Here is a 26,043-nt window from a genome sequence, read left to right on the forward strand (position 1 = left end):
CATGCAGATTGAAACCGAGCGCCTGCGGCTGCGGCCCTGGCAAGAGCGCGATGTCGCACCCTTTGCCAACATCAATGCCGACCCGGAAGTTCGTCGCTACTACTATCCGAGCATCCTCACGCCAGCAGAGACAGCAGATGTCATTGCTGAATGCGATGCTCACCTGCGCCAGCATGGCTTTGCCTTCGTCGCATTGGAGCGCAAGACCGATGCGGCCCTTGTCGGCGGCCTGGGTCTTTCCATCGCCGGCGACGAAATCCCAGGTGGTCCGCATATCGAGATCGGTTGGATCCTCGGACGGCCCTACTGGCGCAACGGCTATGCTCTGGAAGCGGCCGGCGCCTGCCTCGAGCATGCCTGGAGAAGGCTCGGTCTGACTGAAGTTATCGGCTACACGTCACGCATCAACGATCCCTCGCGGGCGTTGATGGAAAAGCTTGGAATGCTTAGCGACCCGGCCGAGGATTTCGACGATGCGACCGTGCCCGTAGGCAACCCGCTGCGGCCGCACGTGCTTTATCGCGCCAGACCGAACGGCTGATATCGCTCAGCCGAAAAAGCCGACGAAGATCACCACGTAGCCGGCATAGACTGCGTTGGCGACGATCAGGCACAGGCAGGCGAACGAGCCGAGATCCTTGGCATTCTTGCCCATCTCGGAAATTTCCGGCGAGACGCGGTCGACGATCTCTTCGATCGCCGTGTTGATCGCCTCGAAGGCCATCATCAACAGGAACAGAATCGCCATGGCGATGTACTGGAAGAAGGTGGCGCCGGCGATGACGAACGCGACCATGGCCACCGCAAAGGCGATCAGCTCGTGCCGGAACGCCGCCTCGCCGATCAGCCGTTTGGCGCCACCAAGCGAATAGCTGGCAGCTGCTAACAGATGGCGGATCCCCGTCTGTTTTTCGACCGGTCCGGTCTGGCCGCGGCGGGGCGTGGTGTTGTTGGCGTCCATTTCATCTCGACTGGCTGTAAAACTGCGCTGCTTCGACATCGTTATTGAGGCGAATGCAAGGCGGTCTCGGTTGCAGTGGTCGCCCGCAGGTGGCTGCGGCGTGCATGTGCGCCTCTGGATAGGCGAGAAGAATGCGGCCAGCAAGGCCCGTTACGGCAAGAGAGAGGCTGGCGACAGCCAATCGACAGCAAACGGCGGACCTTTACTCAAACGCCCGCCGTTTCCTGCTCAGTTCTTGTTGCTGACGCCCGCCTGCGCGAACGTCGCCATACCGCCATGGCAGGCGGCAGCCGCCTTGACGATGCCGGCGGCAAGGGCTGCACCCGTGCCCTCACCAAGGCGCATGCCAAGGGCCAGCAGCGGTGTCTTGCCGAGTTTCTCGATCGCCTTCATGTGACCGGGTTCGCCCGAGACGTGGCCGATCAGGCAATGGTCGAGCGCAGACGGGTTGGCGGCCTTGAGGATCGCGCCGGCAGCCGTCGCCACGTAACCGTCGAGGATGACGGGGACCTGCTGCATCCGCGCCGCAAGGATGGCACCGGCCATGGCCGCGATTTCACGACCGCCAAGGCGGCGCATCAGCTCCAGCGGATCGGACAAATGGCTTTGGTGCAGCGCAACCGCCTTTTCGACGGCGGCGACCTTGCGCTTCAGAACCTCGCCCTCCGAGCCGGTTCCCGGGCCGACCCAGTCTTCGGCAGTACCGCCGTAAAGACCGAGATTGATTGCCGCAGCGATCGTGGTGTTGCCGATGCCCATCTCGCCGATGCACAACAGGTCGGTGCCGCCGGCGACGGCTTCCATGCCAAAGGCCATGGTGGCGGCACAGTCACGCTCGGAAAGGGCAGCCTCCTCGGTGATATCGCCGGTGGGATAGTCGAGCGCGAGGTCGAAGACCTTCAGGCCAAGGTCGTGGCTGACGCAGATCTGGTTGATCGCGGCACCACCGGCGGCGAAGTTCTCGACCATCTGTGCCGTGACCGACGACGGAAAGGGTGTGACGCCCTGGCGGGTGACGCCGTGATTGCCAGCGAAGATGGCAACGAGCGGCCGGTTGACCGCCGGCGGCTTGCCGGTCCATGCGGCGAGCCAGAAGGCGATCTCTTCCAGGCGCCCGAGCGCGCCCGGCGGCTTCGTCAGCTGCGCATCGCGATCGCGCGCGGCGACCAGCGCGGCCGAATTGGGGCCCGGCAGGTTGCGCAGCAATTCGCGGAAATCATCAAACGGGAGGCCGCTGGCGCTCATGGAGAAGAATCCTTGCATATCGTGAAGTTCAATCCACGCTCCTCATAGAGGGCGAGGAAATTTGGGGCAACGACATTTGCGCCAATCCGCGTCGCCGGCGCATGATCCGCCGAACGCGCGTCGATTCGGCGCGGCCGGGACTGGAGGGCCCATGACCTATCTTCGCGACTTTTGTGACGATCTGGCACGCTCGGTCGCCTTCCTCAGCCGCATCCATATGCCGCAACGCCATTTCGTCGATTACGACGGTCGGCTGAACCGTGCCGTTCGCGCCTTTCCGCTGGCGGGCCTGCTGATCGCCCTGCCCGCGGCCGCCGTTGCCTCGTTGCTGATCGCGCTGCAGGTCAGCTCCCTCTTCACAGCCTTCCTGGTCGTCGCCGTGCAGGCGCTCGTCACCGGCTGCCTGCACGAGGACGGGCTCAGCGATACCGCCGATGGCTTCGGCGGCGGGCGTGATCGGGAGGGGGCGCTGGTCATCATGAAAGACAGCCGCATCGGCTCCTATGGCGCGGTCGCCCTGATCCTCTCCTTCGGCCTGCGCGTGTCGGCGCTCGCCTCCTTCCTGCCGCTGTTCACGCCGACGGGTGCCGGGATGATGATCCTTGGTGCCGCAGCCCTCAGCCGTGCGGCCATGGTCTGGCACTGGTCGCGCCTGCCGCCGGCCCGCCGCGACGGTGTCGCAGCCTCGGCCGGTGAACCGGATCCGGCAGCCACCTCGTTCGCACTTGGCTCAGGATTTCTCATCGCCATGCTGCTTTTCTATTTTGCCAAGGCCCCAGCGCCGGCGCTCGTCCTGTCGCTTGTCGCCGTCATCGCAACCGTTGCTGTCTTTGGCCGCCTCGCCAACCGCAAGATCGGCGGCCATACCGGCGATACGATCGGCGCCACCCAGCAACTGACCGAGATCGCGGTTCTCAGCGCCCTTGCACTGACGGTTTGAAAAGCCGATATAATCAGTCGAAACAACACCGGCCCGCGCCGCCGCAACCCGGGACCTTCAGTTCAGGACCATGGAAACTCCCTGCATTCTCGTCTGTTCCATCGATGACAAGACCGGCTACTGTTTCGGCTGCGGTCGCACGCGCAACGAGGTCGGCGCCTGGTCGCTCTACACCGACGCCGAGCGCCGGGCGATCATGCTGGCCCTGCCGGCAAGGCTCGAAACGATGGAGCGCAAGCCGCGCCGCGAAACGCGCCGCACGCGCATGGCCAGGGAACGCGGCGACGCATGACACGCCTTCTGATCCTGCTCTCGATCTTGGCGATCGGCCTTTTGTTGCTGATCGTCAACCACGACGCCGGCCGCACCTTTGGCCTTGCGAATGACGATTTCGGCCAGCTCGTTTCGCTCGGTGCCATTGCCACGCTGCTGAGCGCCGGCATCTGGCAGAGCCGTCGCCGCTTTGGTGAAGGCGCCCGCCAGGCGGCAATCTGGCTGCTCATCGTGCTCGCCCTCGTGTCGGCCTATGTCTACCGCTTCGAGCTGCAAGGCTTCGGCAACCGGGTCCTTTCCGGCCTGATACCCGGTCGCGCGACGGTCATCACCGACAGCGAGGGTCGCCAGGAGGTGGTGCTTCAAAAGATGATCAACGGCCATTTCGAGACCAATGCTGCGGTCAACGGCCAGGAGATCAACATGCTGGTCGACACTGGCGCCAGCAGCATCGCGCTGACTTTCGAGGATGCCGAGCGCATTGGTCTCGACCCGGCGAACCTGAGCTACACGATGACGGTCATGACCGCCAACGGTCAGGCGATGGCGGCGCCCGTGCTGCTCTCCGAAGTCGCCATCGGCCCGATCGTGCGCCATGACATCCGCGCGACGGTCGCCGCCGAAGGCAAGCTCGACCAGAGCCTGCTCGGCATGAGCTTCCTGTCGACGCTCGACTTCCTGCAGATGCGCACCGACGAACTTCGACTGCGCGACTGACCGGAATTTGCGGCAGACGCATCTTCGTGCATGTTGGCGATACCGCCGTGCGAATTTCCGCAGATCGTTGCTCAAGGAGTCGCCGCATGGATTTCATGCGCTTGCTGAAGTCGATCGAAGAGCTTCTCTACGAACTTGTGTCGTGGCTGCTGTTCTATCCGCTGACGATGTGGCGCACGCTGCGCCAGCCGCAGGCCATGATGCACTATGCAGACATGGAGCTGACGGACGACGTCTCGGAGCAATACACCGAGACGCTGAGCCCGCCGCTCTTTTTGCTGATCACGCTCATGCTCGCCCACGGCGTCGAGCTCAGCCTGGTCAATCAAACGACGCCCTGGGCACCGCCGCCGCTGCTCGCAAACGATTCCAATCTTCTGATGTTTCGCGCCGTCGCCTTCAGCATTCTGCCCCTGCTGATGGCGGTGAAGCTGCTCCGCCATAAAGGCGCGCGGCTCACCCGTGATACGCTGCGGGCACCCTTCTATAGCCAGTGCTACGTCACCGCCCCATTTGCGCTCGTGCTCAGCGTCGGCATGCTGCTCACCCGAACGGAAAGCCACACAGCGCTTGTCGCCGGCCTCGCCTGCGTGCTTGCCGCATTCGTGTGGTACGTGATCGTCGAGACACGCTGGTTCAAGACGGACCTTGGCTTATCGACGACAGGCGCCGTCCTGCGCGTCATCTGGACGTTGCTTCAGGCACTGCTCGCCATTCTGCTTGCCGGCGCCGCTATCGTTTATGGCACAGGCAGCCCGCCCGCCTGATATCGCTCGGTCCCGCCGTCAGTTGCGCAGCCGGTAACCGGTGCGGAAGATCCAGGCGAGCACCGAAAGGCAAATGCTCAGGAAAGCCAGGATGATCACGCCACTGACGACCGGGTTGACATCAGACACTTCAAAGAAGCTCCAGCGGAAGCCGCTGATGAGATAAAGCACCGGGTTGAAGTGGCTGACCGCCTGCCAGAATGGCGGCAACATGTCGATCGAATAGAAGCTGCCACCGAGGAACACCAACGGCGGGATCACCAGCATCGGGATCAGGTTCAGCTGCTCGAAGTCCTTGGCCCAGATACCGATAATGAAGCCGAACAGGCTGAACGACACGGCTGTCAGCACGAAGAAGAAGATCATTGCCAGCGGATGGGCGATCGAAAGGTCGACGAACAGCGAAGCCGTCAGAAGAATAATCGTGCCGATCATCAACCCCTTGGTCGCCGCCGCCCCGACATAGCCGAGCACGATCTCGATCATCGACACAGGTGAGGACAGAACCTCGTAGATCGTGCCGGTGAATTTCGGGAAATAGATACCAAAGGAGCCGTTGCCGATGCACTGTGTCAGAAGCGTCAGCATGATCAGGCCGGGCGTAATGAAGGCGCCATAGGAGACGCCGTTGATCTCCTGGATGCGCGCGCCGATCGCCGCACCGAAGACGATGAAATAGAGCGACGTGGAAATCACCGGCGACACCACGCTCTGCAGCAGCGTGCGCCGCGTGCGCGCCATCTCGAAGAAGTAGATCGACTTGATCGCTTCGATGTTCATCGTCCGGCTCCCACGATCTCGACGAAAATGTCCTCCAGCGAGCTTTGCCGCGTGGAAATGTCCTTGAGGCGCACGCCCGCCTCGGCGAGCGCCGCCAACAGCGAAGTAATGCCCGTGCGATCGGCGCTGGTGTCATAGTCGTAGATCAGACAATGGCCATCGCCCTCGAGCGTCAGGTTGTAGGCGGAGAGCGTGTCCGGCACGGCGTCCAGCGGATGCGACAGGTCCACCCTGAGCTGCTTGCGCCCGAGCTTCGACATCAGCGCCGTCTTGTCCTCGACCAGCAGGATTTCGCCGCCATTGATGACGCCGATGCGGTCGGCGATCTCTTCCGCCTCTTCGATGTAATGCGTCGTCAGGATGATCGTGACGCCCGAGGCGCGCAGGCGTTCAACGACTTCCCACATGCTCTTGCGCAGGCTGACGTCGACGCCGGCCGTCGGCTCGTCGAGGAAGAGTACGCGTGGTTCGTGCGACAGCGCCTTGGCGATCAGCACGCGCCGCTTCATGCCGCCGGAGAGCTCGCGCAGCATGTTGTCCTTCTTGTCCCACAGGGACAGATCCTTCAGCACCTTTTCGATATGGGCCGGGTTTGGTTTCTTGCCATGCAGCCCGCGCGAAAACGTGACGGTGTTCCAGACCGTTTCGAATGCGTCCGTGGTCAGTTCCTGCGGCACAAGGCCGATCATCGACCGGGTCTCGCGAAAGTCGCGCACGACGTCATGGCCGTTGACCAGAACGGTGCCACCGCTCGGATTGACGATGCCGCAGATGATCGAGATCAGCGTGGTCTTGCCCGCCCCGTTCGGTCCGAGCAGCGCCAGGATTTCACCCTGCTCGATGTCGAGGCTGACGCCTTTCAGCGCCTTGAAACCCGAAGCATAGGTTTTCGACAGATTGGAAACTGAAACGATAGGCGCCATGAAGCTGATCCGGATGCGGGGGGCGAAGTCGGCAGGTCACGCCTATATGGGACGATTCACCGCAATTTGCAGCCTACCGGATGGAAAAAACAAGGTGACGAAGCGTCAACGCTCCGACAACCGGCCGCCGTCTGCCCGCAGGGCAAGCGCGCCCTCGCCTTGCCGACGCGCGCCGATGCGCGGCAGCCGGTCATGCAGCGCCATGCCGGCGAGCATGGCGACGACGAAGAGCATCGTCGCCGGCAACCCGAGCGAAAGCGACGCGACCGCCGGACCGGGGCAAAGACCGACCAGGCCCCAACCAACGCCAAAAATCGCCGAACCGACGATGAGGCGGCGGTCGATCACGCGGTTCTGTGGCAGGTGAAAGGCATCATCCAGCAACGGCCGCTGCATGCGTCGCGTCACCACGACTCCGAGCGCCGACACGACGACCGCGCCGCCCAGCACGAAAGCAAGGCTCGGGTTCCAGTCACGTGTGACGTCGAGAAAGCCGCGAACCCGAGCCGGATCCAGCATGCCGGAAAGCGACAGACCAATGCCGAAGATGACGCCGGACACAAGCGTTGCGCCCAACCGCAGGAAGGCACTGCCGCTCATGGGAAGAAACCTTGGAGATAGACCGTGGCGATGGCCGCGATCATGAACGTGGCAACCGCCGCGACCGACCGGCGGGAAAGCCGGGCGAGACCGACGACACCGTGACCGCTGGTACAGCCCGAGCCCATGCGTGAGCCGAAGCCGACAAGCAGTCCGGCAATCATCAGCAGTGGCCAGGAGGATGTGACGGTGACCGTAGGCCAGGCGCCAGCGAAAAGACGGTAGATTACCGGCCCCGAGATCAGGCCAACAACGAAAACAAACCCGGTTGCGGCCTGCACACCCTGCAACAGCCTTCCGACAATTCCGCTGATGCCGGCCACGCGACCGTTGGCCACCATCAGGATCGCCGCCGAGAGCCCGATCAGCAGGCCTCCGGCAAGCGCATTCCAGTATTCATTCATTTTTTCGCGCCTTCGCGACAGAAGATCTGACAGAGCGTGCCCACAAGCCGCCCGACCTTATCATGGCTGAGGCGATAGAAAACCTGCTTGGCCTGCCGCCGCGTCGAAACGACGCCGGCATCGCGCAAGACGGTCAATTGCTGCGAAAGCGTCGGCTGGCGGATCCCGAGCAATTCCTCCAGTGCCGCCACGGAATGTTCTCCTTCGAGAAGCGTGGTGACGATCAGCAGCCTGTTGCGGTTGGCAAGCGTGCGCAGGATCAATGAGACTTCGGTGGCGTGTGCCGTCATGTCGGCACGCACCCCTGGAAATCGCATAACAGTACCCATGCTTTCCTCCTGTCGTGCCTAGGAGTGAGTGGAGACCCAAAAGAAGCGCCCGGAACAAACCGGGACTCAATCCATGATTGTTATACGAATTAATATATTATGGTATTACTTATTCATATGTCAGACGAAACACAAACGCGTTACCACCGCGCGCCGACGCACTTCAACGCGAACACAAAAAATCATATAGCAAAAACACTTCGCCACAACCGTGCGTCGTTGAAAAGATACCCGCTTGAGTTGGTGTGCGCACGGAAAGAAACCATAAGGTCAGGCTAAAATCCCTGACGCGAAAACGCTTTACCCGTACAGGCTGTAGAGAAATCGTGCCGCAATCAAAATCATGAAGATGCCGAATCCGGTCTCGAGCTGACGCCGGTTCATGGCGTGAGCGGCGCGCACGCCAAGTGGTGCCACCAGCAATGTGATCGGGATGATCAATGCGACAGCGATCCAGTTGATGAAGCCGGTTGAAAGCGGCGGCAGCCCCGGCAGGCCCCACCCGGCCCAGACGTAGCCAAAAAGTCCCGGGATCGAAATCAGCACCCCGACGCCGGCAGAGGTCGCGACCGCCTGATGGATCGGGCGACCATAGAGCGTCATGAAGGTGTTGTTGAGCACACCACCGCCGATGCCCATCAGGCCAGAGAGGATGCCGATCGCGACGCCGACCAGCCATTTTACCGGATTGCGCGGCAGGTCGGAGCCAAGCCGCCAGCTTGCGCGGTTGAACAGCATGCGAAAGGCGACGGCAAGTGCGATCACCGCAAAGATCAGCCGAAGCGTTCCGCTGCTGACGGACGCTGCGATGACCGACGCCAGGATGGCGCCAAGCGGCACGGCGACGGTCCAGTTTCGCAACAGCGCCATGTCGACGACGCCCCGCTTGTAGTGCGACAGGAAGGATCGCACAGAGGTCGGCACGATAATGGCGAGAGACGTTCCGACCGAAAGATGCATGCGAACGGCGTCATCGATACCAAGCAATCCGAATACCTGGTAGAAAACGGGAACGAGGATCGCCCCGCCGCCAATGCCGAAAAGACCGGCAAGCAGCCCGGCGACCACACCTGCGGCGGCCAGCGCCAGGGCAAACATCATCAGTTCCGAAACCGGCGGCACGGCTGCTCCGATCGTGACAGTGGGAATCCGGCGAAGAAACACGATACGGCCGCCGGCACGGCAGTTCTGTCACGAAACGGTGATGCTTTTCAATCAGTTTGGCGTGGCACGCGGCGCGCTCGCCACGTGATTTGCACGCATCGCTTTGGTTCCGGGGCTTCTTCTCCGGACGTCGGCCGGCTCCCCCGCCGGCCTCTTTTTTTGCCGGCTCACGACCTGACTGCATAATCCCTTAAATCGGAATCGATTTGGGGAGAAATTATGCAGTAAATTTATAGTGTTACAGCGTCCTTAGCGCGCCATATTCGGCGCGCGGCGCTGTAGCGGCGCAAGCGCTCCTCAATCGCAGTGACGGTAACCGGTCTTGCGGGTCCTCAGATCGAAATGGAAATGATCCTTATGAAAGGGATCGCTGCCCGGGCCGAGAACCGTGTTGAAGTATTTGCAGCTGTCGGTGCGCACCGCCTTCAACAGACCCTTTTCGCGAAAGGCAAAGAATCCCTTCTTGCGCACGTCGATTTCCTTCCCGTTCTTCAAGACAAACTTGCCGACGTCGATGGCGTTGCCATGCGCATGTTCGGACATCGGGTTGCCGCGGCGCGAGTTCATCGTGCGGCAGGAATAACCGCCGAGCGGCTTGATGGTCTTGACGCCGGACCAGTAGCGGTAGCGCGACGACGGCGCCAGTTCGTACTTCACCCACTTGGCGAAGGCTTCGGTCACTTCGCAGTTGAGCTTGACCGCAGGCTTGACGTCGATGCCTCCGGAGAGACCGCTGAGTTGGATCGGATAGTCGATGCCACAGGACGGACCGTTGCTGATACGCGGGATATCGCGAAACTCGACCCCGAGCTTGCGCAAGCGCTGGCGGCAGGCAATTTCCGAGCGCGGCATCTGGCCGTTAAACTGCGATTCCGGCTCCGATAGCGGATTGCGTGCCCGCGGCAGCATCGCCACCTCCTGCGGTTCCTGGGCGCGCTGCATTGCCTGCTGGCGCTCGAAGGCGCGACGACGCTGTGCCTCTTCCGCGGAAATTTGCTCCGGCGTCAAAGGCGGCAGATCCGGGTCGCCGCCAAGGCTCGCCTGCGCCTCGTTCAGCGTCTGTGGCGGGCTGCCGAGCTGGCGGACATTGTCCTCGCCGATGCCGCCGACCACAGGCTGGCTGGCGTTGCCCTCGGCGATCTCGTTGTTCTGCTCCTCCGCCAGCCCGACCACGGGCTGAACGCCAAGCATCGCATCCATGTTGACGCCTTCGGAAGGAATGGCGGTCGAGCCGGTGTTGGCCGGCTGGGCACCGGAGAGCGCCGCCTCTTCGCTATCGATCATCGGCAAGGCACGCCGGGTCGGCTGATGGGTCGCCGCAGGCACGGTTCTGCCGTTGCCGTTGCTGAACGTCGAAACCGGGTCCCCTGAAGGATAGGCCGCAACCTCCTGTTCCGGTACGGCATCGACCGGAACGGGGCTGATCGCGCCGACGCGTTCGCCGCTATCGATCCGCGCAGACGGCGTCAGCGCATCGGTCGTGCAGGCGACAAGCGAGATCGACAGCACGAACGCCGTCAACGGACGATGGAGAGTGGGAACATACGCCATACCGATTTGCCGCCTTCATCCAGAACGATATCAACGACATCGCCGCACACAATCGACGTCAAAACGGTGCAGGCCACCTGTGTCGCAAGCCGGGCACACCGCCGAAAAAGGCCGATTTGCGATGCATTTTATGCAAACACGGTAAATGAAGCCTTGCGTGCGGCTCCCAACATCCGGCAGGTCCGGTGACGAAACCTTTCCGGTGTCATGGCCATAAAGGCCTGTGTATCCACGGGCCGCGGACCTCAAAATTGAAGAATGAAATATGCTGCGCCTTGCCGCAATTCACGCCAGGGAGACACCAAAAGCGCACTGGCGCAAAAAGGCCCGCGTCGATTGCTCTGCGCGGGCCTTTAGCGATCCTGAGGTTTAAGCGTGTTTAGCGGCACTCACCGGGGTGTACGACCCGGAAGCCGGCGCCACCAGCTTCGCAGGAGTTCGGGAAGGTCTGAATCCGGTTGCCGCGCTGGCCGCAGACCGGCGCGTATTCGCGGGTGCAGAACTGGCCCTGCGGCGGACGATCCTCGTCGCGGCGGCACTCGCCGGGCGCAACCACGCGGAAGCCGTCGGCACGCGCTATGCAGGCGTTCGAGAACGTCTGCTGCTGGCGGCCGCGCTGGCCGCACACAGGCGCATATTCCCGCGTGCAGACCTGCGGCTCTCGCTCGGGCGGACGGTTGTCCGGGCGGCACTCTCCGCGGTGGATCACGTTGAAGCCGTCAGCCCGCGCCTGGCACGAATTCGAGAAGGTGCGCGTGCGATTGCCACGCTCGCCGCAAACCGGGGCATATTCCATCGTGCACATCGGCGGGCGGATCGGCCCCGGGCCAGGCCGCGGCTCATCGACCACGACGGTACAGGCTGACAGAAATCCGAATGCCAGAAGAATAGCCGCCCCCGGCCGGGTGAAAAGAAGTCTGAGAAGCGCCATGAATATCCCCTGGACAGTACCGGTAGCCGCCGACCCGGCGACATGCCGCATCATTCCGCTCCCCGTCCAACCGTATCTAACCCCGCACAAGGATTGGTCAAGCCCGCTTCGTCCCCGACACACAACCGATTGAACAGGGCTCGATGGCTCAACGTGCACGCGCAATCGAGCCTTCAGCACCGCATCCACGCTTCCGATCCCATGGCACGCCCCGGCGAACGCCCGAGACGGCAAAGGGCCCGCGTGCTTTCGCAGGCAGGCCCTTCATCAATCGTCGGATACCGTTTCAGGCAGCGCGGCCGTAGGCGGCCTGCCGAGACGTTTCCTGCAGGCGGAACTTGGTCAAGAGCATCTTCAATTCGCGGCTCTCGGCTGCAAGCGTCTGGCTTGCGGCCGTCGTCTCCTCCACCATGGCTGCGTTCTGCTGGGTCATCTGGTCCATGCTGTTGACGGCGCTATTGACCTCGGCAAGGCCCGTCGCCTGTTCGCGGGCCGCCGTTGCAATCGAGGCAACCTGCTCGTTGACGCGGTTGACCAGCGCTTCGATCTCGGTCAGTGCATCGCCGGTCGAGCGCACCAGCTCGACGCCGGCGCCGACTTCGCGCACCGATGTGCCGATCAGTTCCTTGATCTCCTTGGCGGCGCCGGCAGAACGCTGTGCCAGTTCGCGCACCTCCTGCGCCACCACCGCAAAGCCACGGCCGGCTTCGCCTGCCCGTGCGGCTTCGACACCGGCGTTCAGCGCCAGAAGATTGGTCTGGAAGGCGATCTCGTCGATCACGCCGATGATCTGGCTGATCCGGCTCGAAGACGTCTCGATCCGGCCCATGGCGTCGATCGCGTTGCGCACGATGCCGCCGGATTTCGCCGCACTCGCCTTGGTCTCATCGACCATATTGCGCGCTTCGTTGGCCCGGTCGGAGGAATGGCGCACGGTCGAGGTGATCTCGTCGAGGGCCGCTGCCGTCTCTTCGAGTGCTGCCGCCTGTTGCTCGGTGCGGCGCGACAGGTTGTTGGCCGCTTCAGAAATGTCGCCGGCGCTGGCGGTGACGATCTCGGTCGAATGCGAGATCGAGCCGATGACGTCGCGAAGGGCGGCAACCGCCGTGTTGAAGTCCTGCCTCAACTTTCCATATTCCGGGGCGATGTGGCCGATCTCAGCCGTCAGGTCACCGCTTGCCAGCAGCTCGAGCGCTGCCCCCACCGTTTCCATCGCGTCGGCCTGCGCATCGGCGGTCGCCCGCTGGCGCTGCTCGTTGCCGCGACGCTCCGATTCCAGCCTGTCCTGCTGCTCGGCTTCGCGTGAACGCAGTTCCAACCGCTCACGCACCGAATCGCGCAAAACCACGAGAACCTTGGCCATCTGGCCGATCTCGTCGCCACGGTCGGTTTCCGGCACGTCCGAGGAGAGATCCTCATCGGCAATCGATCGCATCGATGCCTTCAGCTTCTCGACCGGCCTGACCACGCTGCGCACGATCGCCAATGCTGCCATCAGGATCGCAAGCGCTGCGGCGAGAAGAATGCCGGCCACCTGCCAGGCGCGCTCACGGAACATGGCCGTGAGATCATCGGAATAGACGCCGGTTCCGACCACCCAGCCCCAGGGCTTGAAGCCGGCAACGTGGGAGTATTTCAGCACCGGCTCGTCGGCGCCCGGCTTCGGCCAGTAGTAGTCGACGAAGCCCTGCCCGCTCTTTTCCACCGCATTGACGAACTCGACGAAGAGGTGCTTGCCGTTCGGATCCTTGTTGGCGGAGAGGTCGCTGCCATCCATTTCCGGCTTGATCGGATGCATGATCATCGTCGGGTGCATGTCGTTGATCCAGAAATAGCCGCTGCCCTGATAGCGCATCGCCTTGACCGCTTCGAGCGCCCGCTTCTGCGCGTCCTCGCGCGACAGCGTGCCTGCCACTTCCTGCTTGTGATAGGCGTCGAACACTGCAACGGCATTCTCGTTCATGGCCGACAGCATCGCCTTGCGTTCGCCGACGAGTTTGTCCTGCGCCTGAAACAGGCCAAACGTCAGCGCCGCCGCCATGGTCAAAAGTGCGAATGCGACGAGCGCATAGAGCCGCACCGAAATCCTGAATCTCTTCATCCCCAGTCCCCTGCCTCCAGTAGAAGCGTGCAGGATAGGGGTGGCTCTTTGCAAAGCCCCTAACAAACGATACCTAAATTTCACAGATCTCCATTAACATATTCGCAAGAAGTGAAGTTCGTGATCGTCCACCTCGCGCGATTTGTCTGACGGCGCACTTCCCTGACGAAGCAACCATGCGCTACATCTCCTAGGACACGAGGGAGACAGGCATGACCGCAGACACCAGACCGACCGGCGAACTGACCTTGCGCACACTGGCCATGCCTGCCGACGCCAATGCCGCCGGCGACATCTTCGGCGGCTGGGTGATGGCGCAGATGGACCTTTCCTGCGGCATTCGCGCCGCCGAGCGGGCCCGCGGCCGCGTGGTGACAGCGGCAGTCAAGGAAATGGCCTTCGCGCTGCCGGTCAAGATCGGCGACACGCTCTGCATCTACACCGACGTCATCAAGGTCGGACGCACCTCGATGACGCTCAAGGTCGAGGCCTGGGCGCAGCGTTATCTCTCGCACCTGATGGAGAAGGTAACCGACGCCATTTTCGTCATGGTCGCGCTCGACGAGAACGGCAAGCCAAAGGTGGTACCGGCGGAATAGACGGAAGAGGAGGAACGACCGTGGACCCGACCCAGCCTGATCCGGCGATCTTTTCGCATATCCGGGTCGTCATGGGCATGGTCGTCAGCCTCAGCCTCGCTCGGCTCTTAAGCGGGCTTGCGCTCTTCGTACAGCACCCGGGAAAGACCCGGGTTTACTGGATCCATCTCGGCTGGGTCCTGTTCATGTTCGTCTTCCTCGTGCATTTCTGGTGGTGGGAATTCCACCTCCACGCCCTGCCCGTTCTCGACGTCACCGTCTACCTCTTCGTCATCCTCTATTGCTGCGTCTTCTTCTTTCTTTGCGTGCTCCTGTTTCCGACCACGCTCGACGATTACAGCGACTACGAGCACTACTTCATGTCGCGGCGAAAGTGGTTCTTCGGCTTTCTGGCGCTGGCCTTCGCCGTCGACCTCGTCGACACGGCGCTGAAGGGCAAGGCCTATTTCGCCTCCTACGGGCTCGAATACCCGATGCGCAACGTCACCTACATCGTGTTGTGCATGATCGCCGCCTGGACGCCGAACCGACGCTTCCATGCGGCCTTCCTCATCGGCGCGGTGGCCTACCAGCTGGTCTGGATGTACCGAGCCTTCGATCTCCTGGATTGAGAGCGACTACCAGCGCAGCCAGCGCCGCCCGACGAAATAGCCGACTGCGGTTACGAGCAAGACAGCGATCGAGTACCAGACCGAAAGAAACAGCGGACTGTCATCAGGGCAGTGAAACGCATAGAGCAAGGCGGCAATGGCGCCGGCGGCAAGGCCCGCCGACGCGCCTGCAAGACCGGGGTTGTCGGGCGCGCCATTCCTCAGGACGATCAGGAAGCCGGCGAGCGGCGCCAGCGACAGCACCGGAATGAAGAACAGGCAGAAGCCGGCATTCCTGCCGATCAAGCTCGCCGTCCAAGCCTGCGATGGCAGCACCAGGAGCTCGGAAACAACCGCAATTGCGAGAAGAAGGCCAGGGACGGCGAGTTGAAATCCACGTGCCTTGAGTGATCGCCCGGGCTGTCCGACAAGGAAGACGAAACGGCACGCGACAATGGCGAGAACCAGCGTGAAGCCGATCTTGAACAGGACGCGCGCCGTCTCGATGGCTGTTGCCAGGTTGGGGCGGACACCGACCGTCGACAGGAGAACCAGAGCGGACACGACGCCCCCTGCGACGAGGGCAAGCGCCAGCATACGGCCAAGCCGCATGCCCACGGGCGCGTCCTCTGCGAGCAAGCTGATCAGGTCATTCGTCTTCACGTGTCTCACTCCGATAGAGGGCTGCCAACGACTTCAACGCCCTGTGCAGCGCCACGCGCACCGCCCCTTCACTCATCTTCAGCCGATCGGCCGTCTCGCGCACACCTGCACCTTCAAGCGAAATAGAGCGGACGATATCGCGCTGCGGGTCCTTCAGGCGCTCCAGCATGTTGACCGCATCCATCCGGTCCAGCCCATCACCCTGCTCTTCCGCCTCCAATGTCGCAATCACATCTTCGATCGGTACATTCACGTGACGACCCCGGCGCCGCAGGCTGTCGATCAGCTTGTTGCGCACGATCGCCGACAGCCATGGACCGATCGGGCGATCCGGATCCCACGTTGCGCGCTTGAGGTGGACGGCCAGCAGCACCTCCTGCACCACATCCTCTGCCTCGCTCGCAGGCGCCCCGAACTGATCGCAGCGCCGGCGCGCCATGGCGCGCAGATGCGGGGTCACCGACGAGAGAAAGCGATGGTAGGCCTGCGTATCGCCCTTCATGGCGCTGCGCATCCACTCTGCCCATTCCTGCTCACGCGTCGAAGAATTCACCCGACATCATCCTCTACGAACCGGCACACGTTTTTGTTACCGAGCGCAGAAGAAATATTTCTGAATCGCCGGAAAGCCTTGGTTCGCCTGGGTTTTCCCTTGCAATCGGAAAGACTGCAAGCGCACGGCGCGAAAAAAATCGAAAAGCGCGATGTAACGAACGGCACCCCGCCTCCGTAGCCCAAGTGTCAGCCAATCACGGCCGACCACCAACGGAGACAGTTCCATGAAAAACAGCATCGCTACTCTGGCGCTCGCAGGTTCGCTCGCTTCGGCCCTTGCCACTATAGCTGCGCCGGCCGCCTTCGCCGCCGAAAACAACGAAAAGTGCTACGGCGTTGCCATGAAGGGCCAGAACGATTGCGCGGCCGGCAAGCATGATTGCGCCGGCAAGTCGACCATGGATTTCGACAAGGGCTCCTTCAAGCTGGTGCCGGCTGGAACCTGCACCTCGATGAAGACCCCTGACGGCCACGGCATGCTGATGCCGGCCTGATCACGCCGATCCGTCGACAGCAAGCCTCCCTCAACAGATTCAGGACTGAACAGCATCATGAACAAGATATCCGCAAGCGTCTTTGCCGCCTCCGTCGCAACCGCGCTGTCTCTCGTCGCAAGCGCCCCGGCCCCGGCCGCCGACGCGACAAAAGAGAAGTGCTACGGCGTCGCCCTCAAGGGCCAGAATGATTGCGCCGCAGGACCCGGCACGACCTGCGCCGGGACCTCCAAGATCGATCATCAGCAGAACGCCTGGAAGCTCGTTCCCGCCGGCACATGCGAAGCGATGAAGACGCCGAATGGCCATGGCTCGCTGACGCAGGGCCCGGCGCCAGCCTAGGCCCCGGATCGCTGAAATCCGCCAAGACGGCGGCGCAGGCCTTGCGCCGCCGTCCCGCAACCAGAGGAGCAATCCGAATGAAATTTTCCGATCTTCCGCGCCGCGCCGGTGTCGGCTTCAAGCCCGAGCACTTCCCCGCCATCAATGCGGAACCCCAGCCGATCGGCTTTTTCGAGGTGCATGCCGAAAACTACATGGGCGCCGGCGGCCCGCCGCACGCACAACTCGGCAAGCTGCGTCAAGACTACGCGCTCTCCATCCATGGCGTCGGGTTGTCGATCGGCTCGGTTCAGCCGCTCGACAGGGAGCATCTCTCACGCCTGAAGATCGTCTGCGATCGCTACGAGCCGGAGAGCTTCTCTGAGCATCTCGCCTGGTCGACACACGATAGCGTCTTCCTCAACGACCTGCTGCCGCTGCCCTATACCGACCACACCCTGGCGTCGGTCGCCGACCACATCGACCAGGTGCAGGAAACGCTGAAACGTCAGATGCTGCTCGAAAATCCGGCCACCTATCTGCTCTTTGCCGAAAGCACGATCGAGGAAACGGAATTTCTGGCCGAAATCGTCAGGCGCACCGGCTGCGGGCTGCTGCTTGATATCAACAATGTCTTCGTCGCCTCGACCAACCACCATATGGACCCAGGCGATTACCTCGCTCGTTTCCCGGTGGAAGCCGTCAGCGAAATCCATCTGAGCGGCCACTCCGAAACGGTCGACGATGCGGGTGCGCCGCTGTTGATCGATAGCCACGATACGCCGGTCAAGGATCCGGTATGGGCCCTCTATGCCGCCTTGATCGCACGCATCGGGCCGGTCGCGACCCTGATCGAATGGGACAACGACGTGCCCGCCTGGTCGGTTCTCAGCGCCGAAGCGCAGGCCGCTGACGAGATTCTCAAAAACACAAACAAGCGTCGCGCCGCCTGAAGGAGATCTCGATGTCCCTTTGCACCCAGACGCGGTTTGCGGCGGCCTTGGCCGACCCGGCCGTTGCCGTTCCGCCGGGACTGACCGCCTGGAACGGGCTGCAGCCGCAGCGTCGCTTCGCCGTCTATCGCAACAATGTCATGGTGGGGCTGACAGGGGCGATCGCCTCACGCTTCCCGGCCGCCCAGGCGATAGTCGGGGAAGCATTCTTCTCGGCGATGGCCGCCGAGTTCATCCGCGTCCACCCGCCGCGCTCGCCATTGCTGCTGTCCTACGGCGACGACTTCGCCGATTTCGTCGAGCGGTTCGAACCGGCGAAGGACATTGCCTACCTGCCCGATGTTATTCGGCTGGAGGCGGCGCGCGGCAAGGCCTATCACGCCGCCGACGTCGCACCGCTCGACGCCGCGAAGCTTGCAGCCCTGCCGCCGAAGCGGCTCGCCGACCTTGTCTTCGTCCCGCATCCTTCGCTGAGCATCCTGAGGTCGCCGCACCCTCTCGTCACCATCTGGGCGATGAATGCGGGCGAAGCCGAATTGCGGCCCATCGAGGATTGGACGGCCGAAGACGCAATGGTGGCCCGGCCGCACATGACGGTCGAGGTCCGGCGCCTGCCGCCTGGCGGCGCGGCCTTCCTCCAGGCATTGGCAAGCGGAGAACGCCTTGCTACCGCCGTCGAGCATGCGATCGAGAATGCTTCCGCATTCGACCTTTCGGCCAACCTCGCTGGCGCCTTGCAAACCGGCGCGTTCATTGCTTTCCACTGACAGGAGTAAGGACCATGCAGAACGAAATGACCATGACACCGGACACCCAGCAGGGCATCGTCGGCAAAATCTGTTCCGTGCGAGACCTGCTCGACCGCGTGCCGCACGATGTCGTCGCGCTGATTGCGCGCCTGTCGATCGCCGCCGTCTTCTGGCGATCGGGCCAGACCAAGGTCGATGGCTGGCAGGTGACCGACAGTGCCGTCTATCTCTTCGAGAACGAATACCGGCTGCCGCTGGTCGATCCGTGGCTTGCCGCCCATGCGGCGGCGTTCGCCGAACACCTGTTCCCGCTATTGCTGGTGATCGGTTTCGCCAGCCGGCTGTCAGCGCTGGCGCTTTTCGGCATGACTGCGGTGATCGAGATCTTCGTCTACCCCGATGCCTGGCCGACACACGGGACCTGGGCGGTCTGCCTGCTTGTCATCATCGCCGGCGGCCCCGGCCGCGCTTCGATCGATCATCTCATCGCCTGTCATTTCGGGGCTTGCCGTGCGCCTCGCTGAACGGCGGCAGGCTGCGACGATCAATCCGTCGGCGCGCCACGCTACGGCTGGCGCTCGGCGAGAAATCGGCCCGGCGGTTTGCCCGTCATCTTCTTGAACATGACCGCAAAGGCGCTGGCGCTTTCATAGCCGAGTTCATGGGCGACAGACTGCAGCGATAGACCGTGGGCGAGCAGTTGCACGCCGGCGACGACATGCATCTGCCGCCGCCAATGGCCGATGCTCATTCCCGTTTCCTGCGGGAACAGCCGTCGCAGATTGCGCTCGCTCATCCCGATATGACCTGCCCATTCGGCAAGGGTGCGGCGGTTGGCAGGATCGGCCAGCATGCCATCCGTCATCAGCCGCAGGCGTGTGTCGGCGGGGCGCGGCAGGTGAACCTCATCAACAGGGGAATGCGCGAGTTCATCGAGAAGCAGTCGGACGAAACATCCGTCAATGCCCTCCTCGTCGTAAAGCGCGGGTAACGTCACCGCGCGCATGAGAAGCGCTGCCAGAAGCGGCGACACGGCCAGACTGCAGCAGACATCAGGCAATCGGTCGATCGCGTCCGGCTCGACGAACAGCGCGACTCCGGTCATCTCTCCTGCGCAGCGCGACCTGTGCAGCAGGCCACCGGGGATCCAGATCGCACCATGAGGCGGGATGACCCAGACACCCTGTTCCGTCTCGCAGGTAATGAGACCACTGTCGTTGTAGAACACCTGCGCCCGCCGATGGCGGTGCCAGGGCATTTCGCCGTCTTCGGTCAATAGCGTGAAACCGGCGGCCGCGATCGGCCGGGCGCTGTCGTCCGGCTCGAAGTCCTGCGTTGGCAAGGCGGTGATCAGCATGGCACCCGGTGAAATTTTCAGACCATGGATTGAGCGGCGCCCTGCTCCGGATCCGCTTCGGGCGCGCTCGGCAGCACGGTGCGGATAATGGCGCTCGCTTCGTCCCTGGAAGCGGCAACGAACATCGGATACCCCCAGAACTTCTCGTAGACCAGTGCGAAAGCCCGGGCCGCGATCCGCTTGGAGGTATTCGGCTCGATGTAGATCATCGCCCGCACCAGGGCCGTGATCGGCGTCTTGTTCCGCTTCATCCAGAGGGAGATCTTCTTCCTGTCTGCCACAGCATGAGCGTCCTTGTCGCCCTCGACATCACCGCCTTCACCGAGAAAGACGAAGGGCGCGCCGCGCGCAAGCAGGCCAGTATAGACATCCAGGACCTCGTCTATGGTCTGGCCTGTGCCATGAGTGAAATCCATCCAAACTTCGGGAAACGCGGTGGCATCAACGTGCATGATCAGCTCCTTGCCTCTTCGGGAACGTCCCGGCTTCTGTCTTCCGGCATGGAATTAGCACCGGCGCCTCTCAGGCGTCATTGTCGCGCCCGGCCAGAAGAATGCGAGAACCGGCCAGAAAACGGGAAGTCCCGGATCGGCCTTCAGCGCCGGCAAGCCTTCGCCCTGCACATGCCGAACCGCAGCGACCGGATGACGATTATTCCCGCACCGCCGGGCTCAGCCGCAAAAGCGTTTCGCAAAGCACGCCGACAACAAAACAAACAAACTCCATAAATTTTATGATCTTCTTTTACACTGATCCCAGTTCACAAGGACGGCGCCCATGGCCCTCCAGCAAACAGGAGCGGGACAGATGTTCAAACTGACCAGACGGCTTTTCGGCACCGGCCTCTTCACTGCCGCGGTGCTCGCCTCCTTCGGCGTCATGGCCGAAGACCTGAAGGAATTCCGTATCGGCTTCCAGAAGACAGGCCTGCCGGTCGTCGCCCAGCAGCAGAAAGTCATTGAGAAGGCGCTGGAGCCGAAAGGCGTTGCAGTATCCTGGGTGGAATTCACTGCCGGACCGCCGCTGGTCGAAGCCTTGAACGTCGGCTCCATCGATGCCGGCTGGACCGGCGACGCTCCGCCGATCTTCGGCCAGGCGGCCGGCTCGGCAATCGTATACGCCGCGGCCCTGCCTTCGAACGGCAAGGGCGAGGCGATCTTCGTCAAGCCGGATTCGCCAATCCAGTCGCTGGCCGACCTCAAGGGCAAGAAGATCGGCGTCGGCAAGGGCACCAGCGCCCACAATCTCGTCGTCGCGGCATTGGAAAAAGCCGGCATCGGCTTTGGTGACGTCACGCCCGTCTACCTGAGCCCCGCCGATGCGGCAGCCGCCTTCGCCAGCGACAAGATCGATGCCTGGGCCGTCTGGGATCCGTTCTTCGCCATTGCAGAAACACGCTACAAGCCGCGCATCCTGACGACCTCGGCCGAGACCCTGAAGGTCAACACCTACTTCCTCGCCAATCGCGACTTTGCCGCCAGCCATGCCGAGACCATCACGTCGGCAATCGGCGCGCTCAAGGATGCCGCGGTCTGGGCCGATGGTAACCGCGACAAGGTCGCAGCCGCACTCCACGAGGTGACCGGTGTGCCGCTCGAAGCCCAGACGATCGCCGCCAACCGCACGGTCTTTTCGATCGGCCCGATCACCGACGATATCGTCGCCGGCCAGCAGCAGACCGCCGACCGCTTCTTCAAGCTCGGGCTGATCCCCAAGCAGATTACCATTTCCGATGCGGTCTGGACCGCACCGGGCAACTGATCCCTCTGCCTCCCAAGGCGAAAACCGGCCGGCGTCGGGACGAAAGTTTCGGCGCCGGCGCCGCGAAGACTTGAGGCTACGAGCGAGCAAGGACCTGAGCCATGGCGAAGACCGCAACGAACACACTTGCGCGAAATCTCGCAGGCTGGCTCCTGCCCGCCGTCCTGATCCTCGCCTGGGAAGCCGCCTCCCGCACGGGTCTGATTTCGGAAAGCGTGATCGCGCCACCCTCCGCAGTGCTTGCAGCCTTCATCCGCCTGCTGGCATCAGGCGAACTTGCCGAAAACATCGGCGTCAGCACTTTGCGGGCGCTCTCGGGCTTTGCCATCGGCGGCTCGATCGGTTTTGCCTTCGGGCTTGCCAACGGCCTGTCACGGTTGAGCCGGGATCTGACCGACACCACTCTGCAGATGGTGCGCAACATTCCGCATCTGGCGCTGATCCCGCTGGTCATTCTCTGGTTCGGAATCGACGAGGAAGCAAAGCTGTTCCTCGTGGCACTCGGTGTCTTCTTCCCGATCTACGTCAATACGCTGCTCGGCATCCAGGGTGTCGACCCCCAACTCCTGGAGATGGGCCGGATCTACGGCATGTCGAAGCGCCAGCTCTTCTTGCGCGTCATCCTGCCCGGTGCGCTACCGGCCATCTTCGTCGGCCTTCGTTATGCGCTCGGCATCATGTGGCTGACGCTGATCGTCGCCGAGACGATCGCGGCCTCCTCCGGCCTTGGCTACATGGCGATGCAGGCGCGCGAATTCCTGCTGATCGATGTCGTCATCCTGTCGATCTTGATCTACGCGCTGCTCGGCAAGCTCGCCGACAGCTTCGCCAGGCTGCTCGAGCGTCTGACGCTGCAATGGCACCCGGCCTTCCAGCCGGCCTGATCCGGCGCAGGCCCGGAAAAGACGAAGAGAGGAACGATCCGATGTCCGTCATCGCCCTTCACCCGAAACACGAGCAAGAGCGTGACCGCGTCGATGCGCCCGAGACCGGCCGCGTCGCCCCCTTGCCACAGCTTTCGCCCGCCCCGCCTCTCGCCTTCTCGCTCAAGGGCATCGGCAAACGCTTCGGCGACAAGACCGTGCTCGACGGCATCGACCTCGACGTGCCCGAAGGGCAGTTCGTTGCGGTCATCGGCAAGAGCGGCTGCGGCAAGAGTACGTTGTTGCGCATCCTGGCCGGACTCGACAAACCAACGAGCGGCACCTTGACCATCCCCGTCGGCAGCGCGCCCGATCGTCGAAGCCGCATCATGTTCCAGGAGCCGCGGCTGCTTCCTTGGGCGCGGATCGGCAGCAACGTCGAGGTCGGGCTGACAGGCATCGCCAAGGGCGAAGTCGCCCGCGATCTGTCGTTGAAGATCCTTGACGAAGTCGGGCTTGCCGACCGCGCAGAGGAGTGGCCGTCGGTGCTGTCGGGAGGGCAGAAGCAACGGGTGGCGCTTGCTCGGGCGCTCGTTGCTCACCCGTTCATCCTGGCGCTCGACGAACCGCTTGGCGCGCTCGACGCCCTGACGCGCATCGAGATGCAGCAACTGCTGGAGCGCATCTGGCAGCAACAGAACTTTACCGCGGTGCTCGTGACGCACGATGTTGCCGAGGCCGTGGCACTTGCCGACCGTGTCGTGGTTGTCGATGAGGGCCGCATCGCGCTCGATCTACCGATCCCGCTCGCCCGCCCCCGCCGCCACGGCAGCGCCGAAACCGCCAGGCTCGAAGGGCAGATCCTGGACCGATTGTTCGGCCGGGGATAAAGTGCCGCTTACGATCGCTGTTTGGCACGATGCACATTGACGAACACAACCTCCCATGGAAGCAATGCAACCATTGCCCGCATGGAAGGTCAATCATGAATTCAACGGTCGCCGGCTCAATTCTTCCACGTTTCTTTTGGCGGCGGCTGGCGGCCTTTGTCGTTGACACTCTTCTGTTTTACATCGTCGCAGCTATTGTCTCGATCGTCCTGGTCGTCGCCCTCCCGTGGGCGCCGCGATACTTCATTCCCTCAATGACCGCATGCGAACCAACCGCGCCTGACGCGCTGGTGCAAAGGATCGAACGCGAATGGCCTCTGGCACCCGGCCAGTCGCGCGTAAGCCAGATCTGCACAACATCCTTCTGGGGCGTAGCCGACAGCAGGTCGTTTGTTTCAACTTTGGTCGATGCCGGCGATAATCCAACGCAGCGGACGATCAATTTCGAGATCGACGAGGCCGGCAATCCGGTCGAGCTTGAAGCGATGAGGCTGGGAACAGAAGTGTTCGACGAACTGGTGCCGGTGCTGCTCTTCTGCCTGTCGGGCGCGGCCCTGATCGCACGCTTCGGCACGACCCCGGGCAAAAAGCTGTTCGCATTGCGCGTCATTGCAGACAATGGCGAAGCGCTGCCGTTTGCCAAGGCCGCCAAACGGGAAGCATTGCGCATGCTGCCGGCGATGCTCGATGCATTTAGCGCTCCGTTCATGCTGCTGTCGATTGCGAGCTTTGGTTCCGGCGACATCCTCAGGGACTTGATGGACGCCACGACCATCCTTGGCGCGCCGGTTCAGATCATCATGTTGGCCGGCGGCCTGATCTTCCCATTGTTCGCAATCGTCTGGTGGGTCTTGCCTCTCCTGCGCTGGCGCGGGCAGACCATCTACGACCACCTGTCAGGATGCCACGTCATCCTCAGCCCCAGAGCGCAGACAACATCGCCGGCAGAAGCAGCCGCCTGATCGCCCAATGTGACCGCGCAGCAGTTGCCTGGCTTCAGCCCTTGAAGATGAACGAGGCGCCGATGGCGATCAGGGAGAAGCCGACGAGGTGATTCCAGCCGATCGACTCCTTCAGCCAGAACACGGAGAACGCCGCGAACACCAGGAGGGTGATCACCTCCTGCATCGTCTTCAGCTGCGCCGCCGAATAGACCTCGTGGCCGATGCGGTTGGCAGGTACGGCCAGGCAATACTCGAAGAAGGCAATGCCCCAGCTTGCGGCGATCGCCATGTAAAGTGGCGATGAGGTGTATTTCAGGTGCCCGTACCAGGCAAACGTCATGAAGACGTTGGAGATCAGCAGCAGCAGGATCGGCCAGAGATAAGCCGGGTTGATAGCGAACGACATGAGGACCCTCGAAGGCGCGAATCGGTCCGGCAGAATGGTCCTGCTGGCCTCCTTCTGACAAGCTACGACATCGTGTTTGCAACAGCCCACGCCGTATCAGCCCGGCCAATGTGCTGAGAGCTTTTTCATAGATCCGGCTTTTGGCGACGTTCGCACGCGAAGGCAGCCACAACAGAACGATTGCGGCCCCTCACTCCGTCGCAACCTGCCACGCCCCATCCAACTGGCTGCCTCTAAGCCCCCCGGGGCTCGGGCGGAGGATGTCAATTCCGCCCACTTGCATCGCAATTCCCGCTTGATCGCGGTGGGCCGCCGCTGAAATTGCCGCCTCAATTAAGGCAGCAAGTGCCGCTCAACGGCGAGCGAACCGTCTGACGAACACCGCTTGAACACAAAAACAACGCGTAATGGTCGTAAAAGTTGACGATATCTAACCCAAACGAGTTAGATTACGCACGAAAATTCTCTCTTTTTGCCCTTTGCCACAATTTTGCACCAGACAGTGAGCAAAAGTCCGCGCACCGTCCGACGGGACAGGCAGGGGAATACCACACTCCGACGGCAATCGCCGTGAAGTTGGCACCGCGTTTCATCGCGGTTCGCCGGCGCGCTGATGCTGCGTTCAAGGTGCAACGCGCAGGCGCTTGCCGCCGATATCCCCCGAAACAGTGATCGATGCAGATGAAAACCGGGGGCAGTGTTCGGCGATCGCCAGGCACATCCGGGATGCACGCACCAAACAACTTGGCAAGGAGACCTGACCATGAAGGTCCTGGCGTTTCTCGCGGCTGCCTATGTCGCGCTTCTGACACCGGATGTGGCCACGGCGGGCATGTTGGCCCAGGCCCAGCAATATAACGGCATGCACGAAGTCAAGAACAACAGGCGGCTACGCACCGCACTCGGCATCAACCCGGCCCGCACCCCCTGGTGCGGCCACTTCATGGGCCTGATTGCCCGGAAGTCGGGCCGAACGCCACCGCAAAGTTTCGGCATTGCCCGCTCGTGGCTGCGTTTCGGCGCGCCGGTCAAGCTCTCCTATGCCCGCCCCGGCGATGTTATCGTCGTGCGCACCGGGCGCAGCTATCATGTCGGCATCCTCTCCGCCCTGTCGAAATCGACCGCGCAGGTGATGGGCGGCAATCAGTCCGGTCGCGTCAGGGTCTCGCAATTCAACCGCGGCCAGGTCGTTGCCGTCAGGCGTTAGCCAGC

The 26,043-nt window shown here is 62.5% G+C and carries 33 protein-coding genes; 17 read left to right on the plus strand and 16 right to left on the minus strand.

All coding sequences use genetic code 11. The features are described from left to right. Position 1 precedes the first annotated feature (1 nt). Complete coding sequence (locus AC07UR_RS09885) at positions 2 to 541, plus strand: GNAT family N-acetyltransferase (RefSeq protein ID WP_209791316.1); 540 nt, start codon at positions 2 to 4, stop codon at positions 539 to 541. Between the two features lie 6 nt (positions 542 to 547). On the opposite strand, the gene AC07UR_RS09890 is transcribed toward AC07UR_RS09885, so the two are convergent. Beyond that, the gene (locus AC07UR_RS09890; protein WP_209791317.1) at positions 548 to 961 is read right to left on the minus strand and encodes a diacylglycerol kinase; all 414 of its coding nucleotides are present in this window, start codon (positions 959 to 961) and stop codon (positions 548 to 550) included. A 228-nt stretch (positions 962 to 1,189) separates the two neighbouring features. Then, positions 1,190 to 2,206, minus strand: a complete 1,017-nt coding sequence (gene cobT / locus AC07UR_RS09895) for a nicotinate-nucleotide--dimethylbenzimidazole phosphoribosyltransferase (protein ID WP_209791318.1) — start codon at positions 2,204 to 2,206, stop codon at positions 1,190 to 1,192. Positions 2,207 to 2,357: 151 nt separating this feature from the next. On the opposite strand from cobT, the gene AC07UR_RS09900 reads away from it, so the two are divergent. The 4 genes from AC07UR_RS09900 to AC07UR_RS09915 all read left to right on the plus strand — a co-directional run bounded on the left by AC07UR_RS09900 (position 2,358) and on the right by AC07UR_RS09915 (position 4,903). Then, positions 2,358 to 3,146 carry an adenosylcobinamide-GDP ribazoletransferase gene (locus AC07UR_RS09900; protein WP_173420170.1) on the plus strand — a complete coding sequence of 263 codons (789 nt, stop codon included), beginning with the start codon at positions 2,358 to 2,360 and terminating at the stop codon, positions 3,144 to 3,146. 70 nt (positions 3,147 to 3,216) lie between these two features. Then, on the plus strand, positions 3,217 to 3,438 hold the full coding sequence (locus AC07UR_RS09905; protein WP_176352396.1) for a DUF1289 domain-containing protein: 222 nt from the start codon (positions 3,217 to 3,219) through the stop codon (positions 3,436 to 3,438). Next, positions 3,435 to 4,136, plus strand: a complete 702-nt coding sequence (locus tag AC07UR_RS09910) for a TIGR02281 family clan AA aspartic protease (RefSeq protein ID WP_173420172.1) — start codon at positions 3,435 to 3,437, stop codon at positions 4,134 to 4,136. Before AC07UR_RS09905 ends, AC07UR_RS09910 begins: the two co-directional genes overlap by 4 nt. 86 nt (positions 4,137 to 4,222) lie before the next feature. Beyond that, positions 4,223 to 4,903: a permease gene (locus tag AC07UR_RS09915; RefSeq protein ID WP_173420173.1), complete on the plus strand. Its 681-nt coding sequence runs from the start codon at positions 4,223 to 4,225 to the stop codon at positions 4,901 to 4,903. An 18-nt stretch (positions 4,904 to 4,921) separates the two neighbouring features. Here the strand turns inward: AC07UR_RS09915 and AC07UR_RS09920 are convergent, their stop codons facing one another. From AC07UR_RS09920 to AC07UR_RS09960, 9 genes are all read right to left on the minus strand, one after another. After that, positions 4,922 to 5,683 carry an ABC transporter permease gene (locus AC07UR_RS09920; RefSeq protein ID WP_209791319.1) on the minus strand — a complete coding sequence of 254 codons (762 nt, stop codon included), beginning with the start codon at positions 5,681 to 5,683 and terminating at the stop codon, positions 4,922 to 4,924. Further along, entirely contained in the window at positions 5,680 to 6,606 is a 927-nt protein-coding gene (locus tag AC07UR_RS09925) for an ABC transporter ATP-binding protein (RefSeq protein WP_173420175.1), read from the minus strand. Before AC07UR_RS09925 ends, AC07UR_RS09920 begins: the two co-directional genes overlap by 4 nt. Positions 6,607 to 6,711: 105 nt before the next feature. After that, positions 6,712 to 7,206 (minus strand): YeeE/YedE family protein, encoded by a 495-nt coding sequence (locus AC07UR_RS09930; protein ID WP_209791320.1) that lies wholly within the window; start codon positions 7,204 to 7,206, stop codon positions 6,712 to 6,714. Next, positions 7,203 to 7,610, minus strand: a complete 408-nt coding sequence (locus AC07UR_RS09935) for a YeeE/YedE family protein (protein ID WP_173420177.1) — start codon at positions 7,608 to 7,610, stop codon at positions 7,203 to 7,205. Before AC07UR_RS09935 ends, AC07UR_RS09930 begins: the two co-directional genes overlap by 4 nt. Beyond that, positions 7,607 to 7,939, minus strand: coding sequence for an ArsR/SmtB family transcription factor (locus AC07UR_RS09940; protein WP_077503740.1), 333 nt, complete (start codon positions 7,937 to 7,939; stop codon positions 7,607 to 7,609). The genes AC07UR_RS09935 and AC07UR_RS09940 overlap by 4 nt, the downstream gene beginning before the upstream one ends. 300 nt (positions 7,940 to 8,239) lie before the next feature. After that, on the minus strand, positions 8,240 to 9,061 hold the full coding sequence (locus tag AC07UR_RS09945; RefSeq protein WP_173421026.1) for a sulfite exporter TauE/SafE family protein: 822 nt from the start codon (positions 9,059 to 9,061) through the stop codon (positions 8,240 to 8,242). Between the two features lie 339 nt (positions 9,062 to 9,400). Then, complete coding sequence (locus tag AC07UR_RS09950; RefSeq protein ID WP_173420178.1) at positions 9,401 to 10,654, minus strand: extensin-like domain-containing protein; 1,254 nt, start codon at positions 10,652 to 10,654, stop codon at positions 9,401 to 9,403. 379 nt (positions 10,655 to 11,033) lie between these two features. Next, positions 11,034 to 11,585, minus strand: a complete 552-nt coding sequence (locus AC07UR_RS09955) for a Kazal-type serine protease inhibitor family protein (protein ID WP_209791321.1) — start codon at positions 11,583 to 11,585, stop codon at positions 11,034 to 11,036. A gap of 286 nt (positions 11,586 to 11,871) precedes the next feature. Continuing rightward, complete coding sequence (locus AC07UR_RS09960) at positions 11,872 to 13,686, minus strand: methyl-accepting chemotaxis protein (protein WP_209791322.1); 1,815 nt, start codon at positions 13,684 to 13,686, stop codon at positions 11,872 to 11,874. 212 nt (positions 13,687 to 13,898) lie between these two features. On the opposite strand from AC07UR_RS09960, the gene AC07UR_RS09965 reads away from it, so the two are divergent. Further along, a complete protein-coding gene (locus AC07UR_RS09965; protein WP_209791323.1) occupies positions 13,899 to 14,285 on the plus strand; it encodes an acyl-CoA thioesterase in 387 nt (128 codons plus the stop codon). Between the two features lie 77 nt (positions 14,286 to 14,362). Then, a complete protein-coding gene (locus AC07UR_RS09970; RefSeq protein ID WP_210264476.1) occupies positions 14,363 to 14,896 on the plus strand; it encodes a hypothetical protein in 534 nt (177 codons plus the stop codon). A gap of 6 nt (positions 14,897 to 14,902) precedes the next feature. Here the strand turns inward: AC07UR_RS09970 and AC07UR_RS09975 are convergent, their stop codons facing one another. Both AC07UR_RS09975 and AC07UR_RS09980 read right to left on the minus strand, forming a co-directional pair. After that, a complete protein-coding gene (locus tag AC07UR_RS09975) occupies positions 14,903 to 15,538 on the minus strand; it encodes an NrsF family protein (RefSeq protein ID WP_209791324.1) in 636 nt (211 codons plus the stop codon). Further along, positions 15,525 to 16,091 carry a sigma-70 family RNA polymerase sigma factor gene (locus AC07UR_RS09980; protein ID WP_209791325.1) on the minus strand — a complete coding sequence of 189 codons (567 nt, stop codon included), beginning with the start codon at positions 16,089 to 16,091 and terminating at the stop codon, positions 15,525 to 15,527. Before AC07UR_RS09980 ends, AC07UR_RS09975 begins: the two co-directional genes overlap by 14 nt. Before the next feature lie 226 nt (positions 16,092 to 16,317). Here AC07UR_RS09980 and AC07UR_RS09985 point away from each other — a divergent pair, with 226 nt between their 5' ends. From AC07UR_RS09985 to AC07UR_RS10005, 5 genes are all read left to right on the plus strand, one after another. Further along, the gene (locus AC07UR_RS09985; RefSeq protein WP_173420184.1) at positions 16,318 to 16,587 is read left to right on the plus strand and encodes a BufA1 family periplasmic bufferin-type metallophore; all 270 of its coding nucleotides are present in this window, start codon (positions 16,318 to 16,320) and stop codon (positions 16,585 to 16,587) included. 57 nt (positions 16,588 to 16,644) lie between these two features. Next, positions 16,645 to 16,929, plus strand: a complete 285-nt coding sequence (locus tag AC07UR_RS09990) for a BufA1 family periplasmic bufferin-type metallophore (RefSeq protein WP_209791326.1) — start codon at positions 16,645 to 16,647, stop codon at positions 16,927 to 16,929. 77 nt (positions 16,930 to 17,006) lie between these two features. Next, positions 17,007 to 17,861, plus strand: coding sequence for an MNIO family bufferin maturase (gene bufB, locus AC07UR_RS09995; RefSeq protein WP_209791327.1), 855 nt, complete (start codon positions 17,007 to 17,009; stop codon positions 17,859 to 17,861). An 11-nt stretch (positions 17,862 to 17,872) separates the two neighbouring features. Next, entirely contained in the window at positions 17,873 to 18,628 is a 756-nt protein-coding gene (locus AC07UR_RS10000; protein ID WP_209791328.1) for an HvfC/BufC N-terminal domain-containing protein, read from the plus strand. Positions 18,629 to 18,642: 14 nt separating this feature from the next. After that, positions 18,643 to 19,134: a DoxX family protein gene (locus tag AC07UR_RS10005; RefSeq protein ID WP_209791329.1), complete on the plus strand. Its 492-nt coding sequence runs from the start codon at positions 18,643 to 18,645 to the stop codon at positions 19,132 to 19,134. A gap of 41 nt (positions 19,135 to 19,175) precedes the next feature. Here AC07UR_RS10005 and AC07UR_RS10010 read toward each other — a convergent pair whose 3' ends face one another. Together AC07UR_RS10010 and AC07UR_RS10015 are read right to left on the minus strand one after the other, a co-directional pair. Further along, positions 19,176 to 19,967: an AraC family transcriptional regulator gene (locus AC07UR_RS10010; protein ID WP_209791330.1), complete on the minus strand. Its 792-nt coding sequence runs from the start codon at positions 19,965 to 19,967 to the stop codon at positions 19,176 to 19,178. 17 nt (positions 19,968 to 19,984) lie between these two features. After that, a complete protein-coding gene (locus AC07UR_RS10015; protein ID WP_209791331.1) occupies positions 19,985 to 20,419 on the minus strand; it encodes a hypothetical protein in 435 nt (144 codons plus the stop codon). Positions 20,420 to 20,774: 355 nt separating this feature from the next. Between AC07UR_RS10015 and AC07UR_RS10020 the strand changes: the two genes are divergently transcribed. From AC07UR_RS10020 to AC07UR_RS10035, 4 genes are all read left to right on the plus strand, one after another. After that, a complete protein-coding gene (locus AC07UR_RS10020; RefSeq protein WP_173420191.1) occupies positions 20,775 to 21,728 on the plus strand; it encodes an aliphatic sulfonate ABC transporter substrate-binding protein in 954 nt (317 codons plus the stop codon). A 101-nt stretch (positions 21,729 to 21,829) separates the two neighbouring features. Then, positions 21,830 to 22,612, plus strand: coding sequence for an ABC transporter permease subunit (locus AC07UR_RS10025; RefSeq protein ID WP_173420192.1), 783 nt, complete (start codon positions 21,830 to 21,832; stop codon positions 22,610 to 22,612). A gap of 41 nt (positions 22,613 to 22,653) precedes the next feature. After that, the gene (locus AC07UR_RS10030) at positions 22,654 to 23,481 is read left to right on the plus strand and encodes an ATP-binding cassette domain-containing protein (RefSeq protein WP_209791332.1); all 828 of its coding nucleotides are present in this window, start codon (positions 22,654 to 22,656) and stop codon (positions 23,479 to 23,481) included. A gap of 29 nt (positions 23,482 to 23,510) precedes the next feature. Continuing rightward, entirely contained in the window at positions 23,511 to 24,443 is a 933-nt protein-coding gene (locus tag AC07UR_RS10035) for an RDD family protein (RefSeq protein ID WP_209791333.1), read from the plus strand. Between the two features lie 34 nt (positions 24,444 to 24,477). On the opposite strand, the gene AC07UR_RS10040 is transcribed toward AC07UR_RS10035, so the two are convergent. Further along, positions 24,478 to 24,831: a DMT family protein gene (locus AC07UR_RS10040; RefSeq protein ID WP_077503757.1), complete on the minus strand. Its 354-nt coding sequence runs from the start codon at positions 24,829 to 24,831 to the stop codon at positions 24,478 to 24,480. 763 nt (positions 24,832 to 25,594) lie between these two features. Between AC07UR_RS10040 and AC07UR_RS10045 the strand changes: the two genes are divergently transcribed. After that, complete coding sequence (locus tag AC07UR_RS10045) at positions 25,595 to 26,038, plus strand: TIGR02594 family protein (RefSeq protein ID WP_173420194.1); 444 nt, start codon at positions 25,595 to 25,597, stop codon at positions 26,036 to 26,038. Positions 26,039 to 26,043 lie beyond the last annotated feature (5 nt).

It is taken from the genome of Ensifer sp. GW821-FHT05G01, assembly GCF_059419585.1.

Bases quoted from the DNA above. Each gene is read 5' to 3' on its own strand.
- AC07UR_RS09885 (WP_209791316.1), top strand. From the start codon at position 2: ATGCAGATTGAAACCGAGCGCCTGCGGCTGCGGCCCTGGCAAGAGCGC.
- AC07UR_RS09890 (WP_209791317.1), bottom strand. From the start codon at position 961: ATGGACGCCAACAACACCACGCCCCGCCGCGGCCAGACCGGACCGGTC.
- cobT (WP_209791318.1), bottom strand. From the start codon at position 2,206: ATGAGCGCCAGCGGCCTCCCGTTTGATGATTTCCGCGAATTGCTGCGC.
- AC07UR_RS09900 (WP_173420170.1), top strand. From the start codon at position 2,358: ATGACCTATCTTCGCGACTTTTGTGACGATCTGGCACGCTCGGTCGCC.
- AC07UR_RS09905 (WP_176352396.1), top strand. From the start codon at position 3,217: ATGGAAACTCCCTGCATTCTCGTCTGTTCCATCGATGACAAGACCGGC.
- AC07UR_RS09910 (WP_173420172.1), top strand. From the start codon at position 3,435: ATGACACGCCTTCTGATCCTGCTCTCGATCTTGGCGATCGGCCTTTTG.
- AC07UR_RS09915 (WP_173420173.1), top strand. From the start codon at position 4,223: ATGGATTTCATGCGCTTGCTGAAGTCGATCGAAGAGCTTCTCTACGAA.
- AC07UR_RS09920 (WP_209791319.1), bottom strand. From the start codon at position 5,683: ATGAACATCGAAGCGATCAAGTCGATCTACTTCTTCGAGATGGCGCGC.
- AC07UR_RS09925 (WP_173420175.1), bottom strand. From the start codon at position 6,606: ATGGCGCCTATCGTTTCAGTTTCCAATCTGTCGAAAACCTATGCTTCG.
- AC07UR_RS09930 (WP_209791320.1), bottom strand. From the start codon at position 7,206: ATGAGCGGCAGTGCCTTCCTGCGGTTGGGCGCAACGCTTGTGTCCGGC.
- AC07UR_RS09935 (WP_173420177.1), bottom strand. From the start codon at position 7,610: ATGAATGAATACTGGAATGCGCTTGCCGGAGGCCTGCTGATCGGGCTC.
- AC07UR_RS09940 (WP_077503740.1), bottom strand. From the start codon at position 7,939: ATGGGTACTGTTATGCGATTTCCAGGGGTGCGTGCCGACATGACGGCA.
- AC07UR_RS09950 (WP_173420178.1), bottom strand. From the start codon at position 10,654: ATGGCGTATGTTCCCACTCTCCATCGTCCGTTGACGGCGTTCGTGCTG.
- AC07UR_RS09955 (WP_209791321.1), bottom strand. From the start codon at position 11,585: ATGGCGCTTCTCAGACTTCTTTTCACCCGGCCGGGGGCGGCTATTCTT.
- AC07UR_RS09960 (WP_209791322.1), bottom strand. From the start codon at position 13,686: ATGAAGAGATTCAGGATTTCGGTGCGGCTCTATGCGCTCGTCGCATTC.
- AC07UR_RS09965 (WP_209791323.1), top strand. From the start codon at position 13,899: ATGACCGCAGACACCAGACCGACCGGCGAACTGACCTTGCGCACACTG.
- AC07UR_RS09970 (WP_210264476.1), top strand. From the start codon at position 14,363: ATGGTCGTCAGCCTCAGCCTCGCTCGGCTCTTAAGCGGGCTTGCGCTC.
- AC07UR_RS09985 (WP_173420184.1), top strand. From the start codon at position 16,318: ATGAAAAACAGCATCGCTACTCTGGCGCTCGCAGGTTCGCTCGCTTCG.
- AC07UR_RS09990 (WP_209791326.1), top strand. From the start codon at position 16,645: ATGAACAAGATATCCGCAAGCGTCTTTGCCGCCTCCGTCGCAACCGCG.
- bufB (WP_209791327.1), top strand. From the start codon at position 17,007: ATGAAATTTTCCGATCTTCCGCGCCGCGCCGGTGTCGGCTTCAAGCCC.
- AC07UR_RS10000 (WP_209791328.1), top strand. From the start codon at position 17,873: ATGTCCCTTTGCACCCAGACGCGGTTTGCGGCGGCCTTGGCCGACCCG.
- AC07UR_RS10005 (WP_209791329.1), top strand. From the start codon at position 18,643: ATGCAGAACGAAATGACCATGACACCGGACACCCAGCAGGGCATCGTC.
- AC07UR_RS10010 (WP_209791330.1), bottom strand. From the start codon at position 19,967: ATGCTGATCACCGCCTTGCCAACGCAGGACTTCGAGCCGGACGACAGC.
- AC07UR_RS10015 (WP_209791331.1), bottom strand. From the start codon at position 20,419: ATGCACGTTGATGCCACCGCGTTTCCCGAAGTTTGGATGGATTTCACT.
- AC07UR_RS10020 (WP_173420191.1), top strand. From the start codon at position 20,775: ATGTTCAAACTGACCAGACGGCTTTTCGGCACCGGCCTCTTCACTGCC.
- AC07UR_RS10025 (WP_173420192.1), top strand. From the start codon at position 21,830: ATGGCGAAGACCGCAACGAACACACTTGCGCGAAATCTCGCAGGCTGG.
- AC07UR_RS10030 (WP_209791332.1), top strand. From the start codon at position 22,654: ATGTCCGTCATCGCCCTTCACCCGAAACACGAGCAAGAGCGTGACCGC.
- AC07UR_RS10035 (WP_209791333.1), top strand. From the start codon at position 23,511: ATGCACATTGACGAACACAACCTCCCATGGAAGCAATGCAACCATTGC.
- AC07UR_RS10040 (WP_077503757.1), bottom strand. From the start codon at position 24,831: ATGTCGTTCGCTATCAACCCGGCTTATCTCTGGCCGATCCTGCTGCTG.
- AC07UR_RS10045 (WP_173420194.1), top strand. From the start codon at position 25,595: ATGAAGGTCCTGGCGTTTCTCGCGGCTGCCTATGTCGCGCTTCTGACA.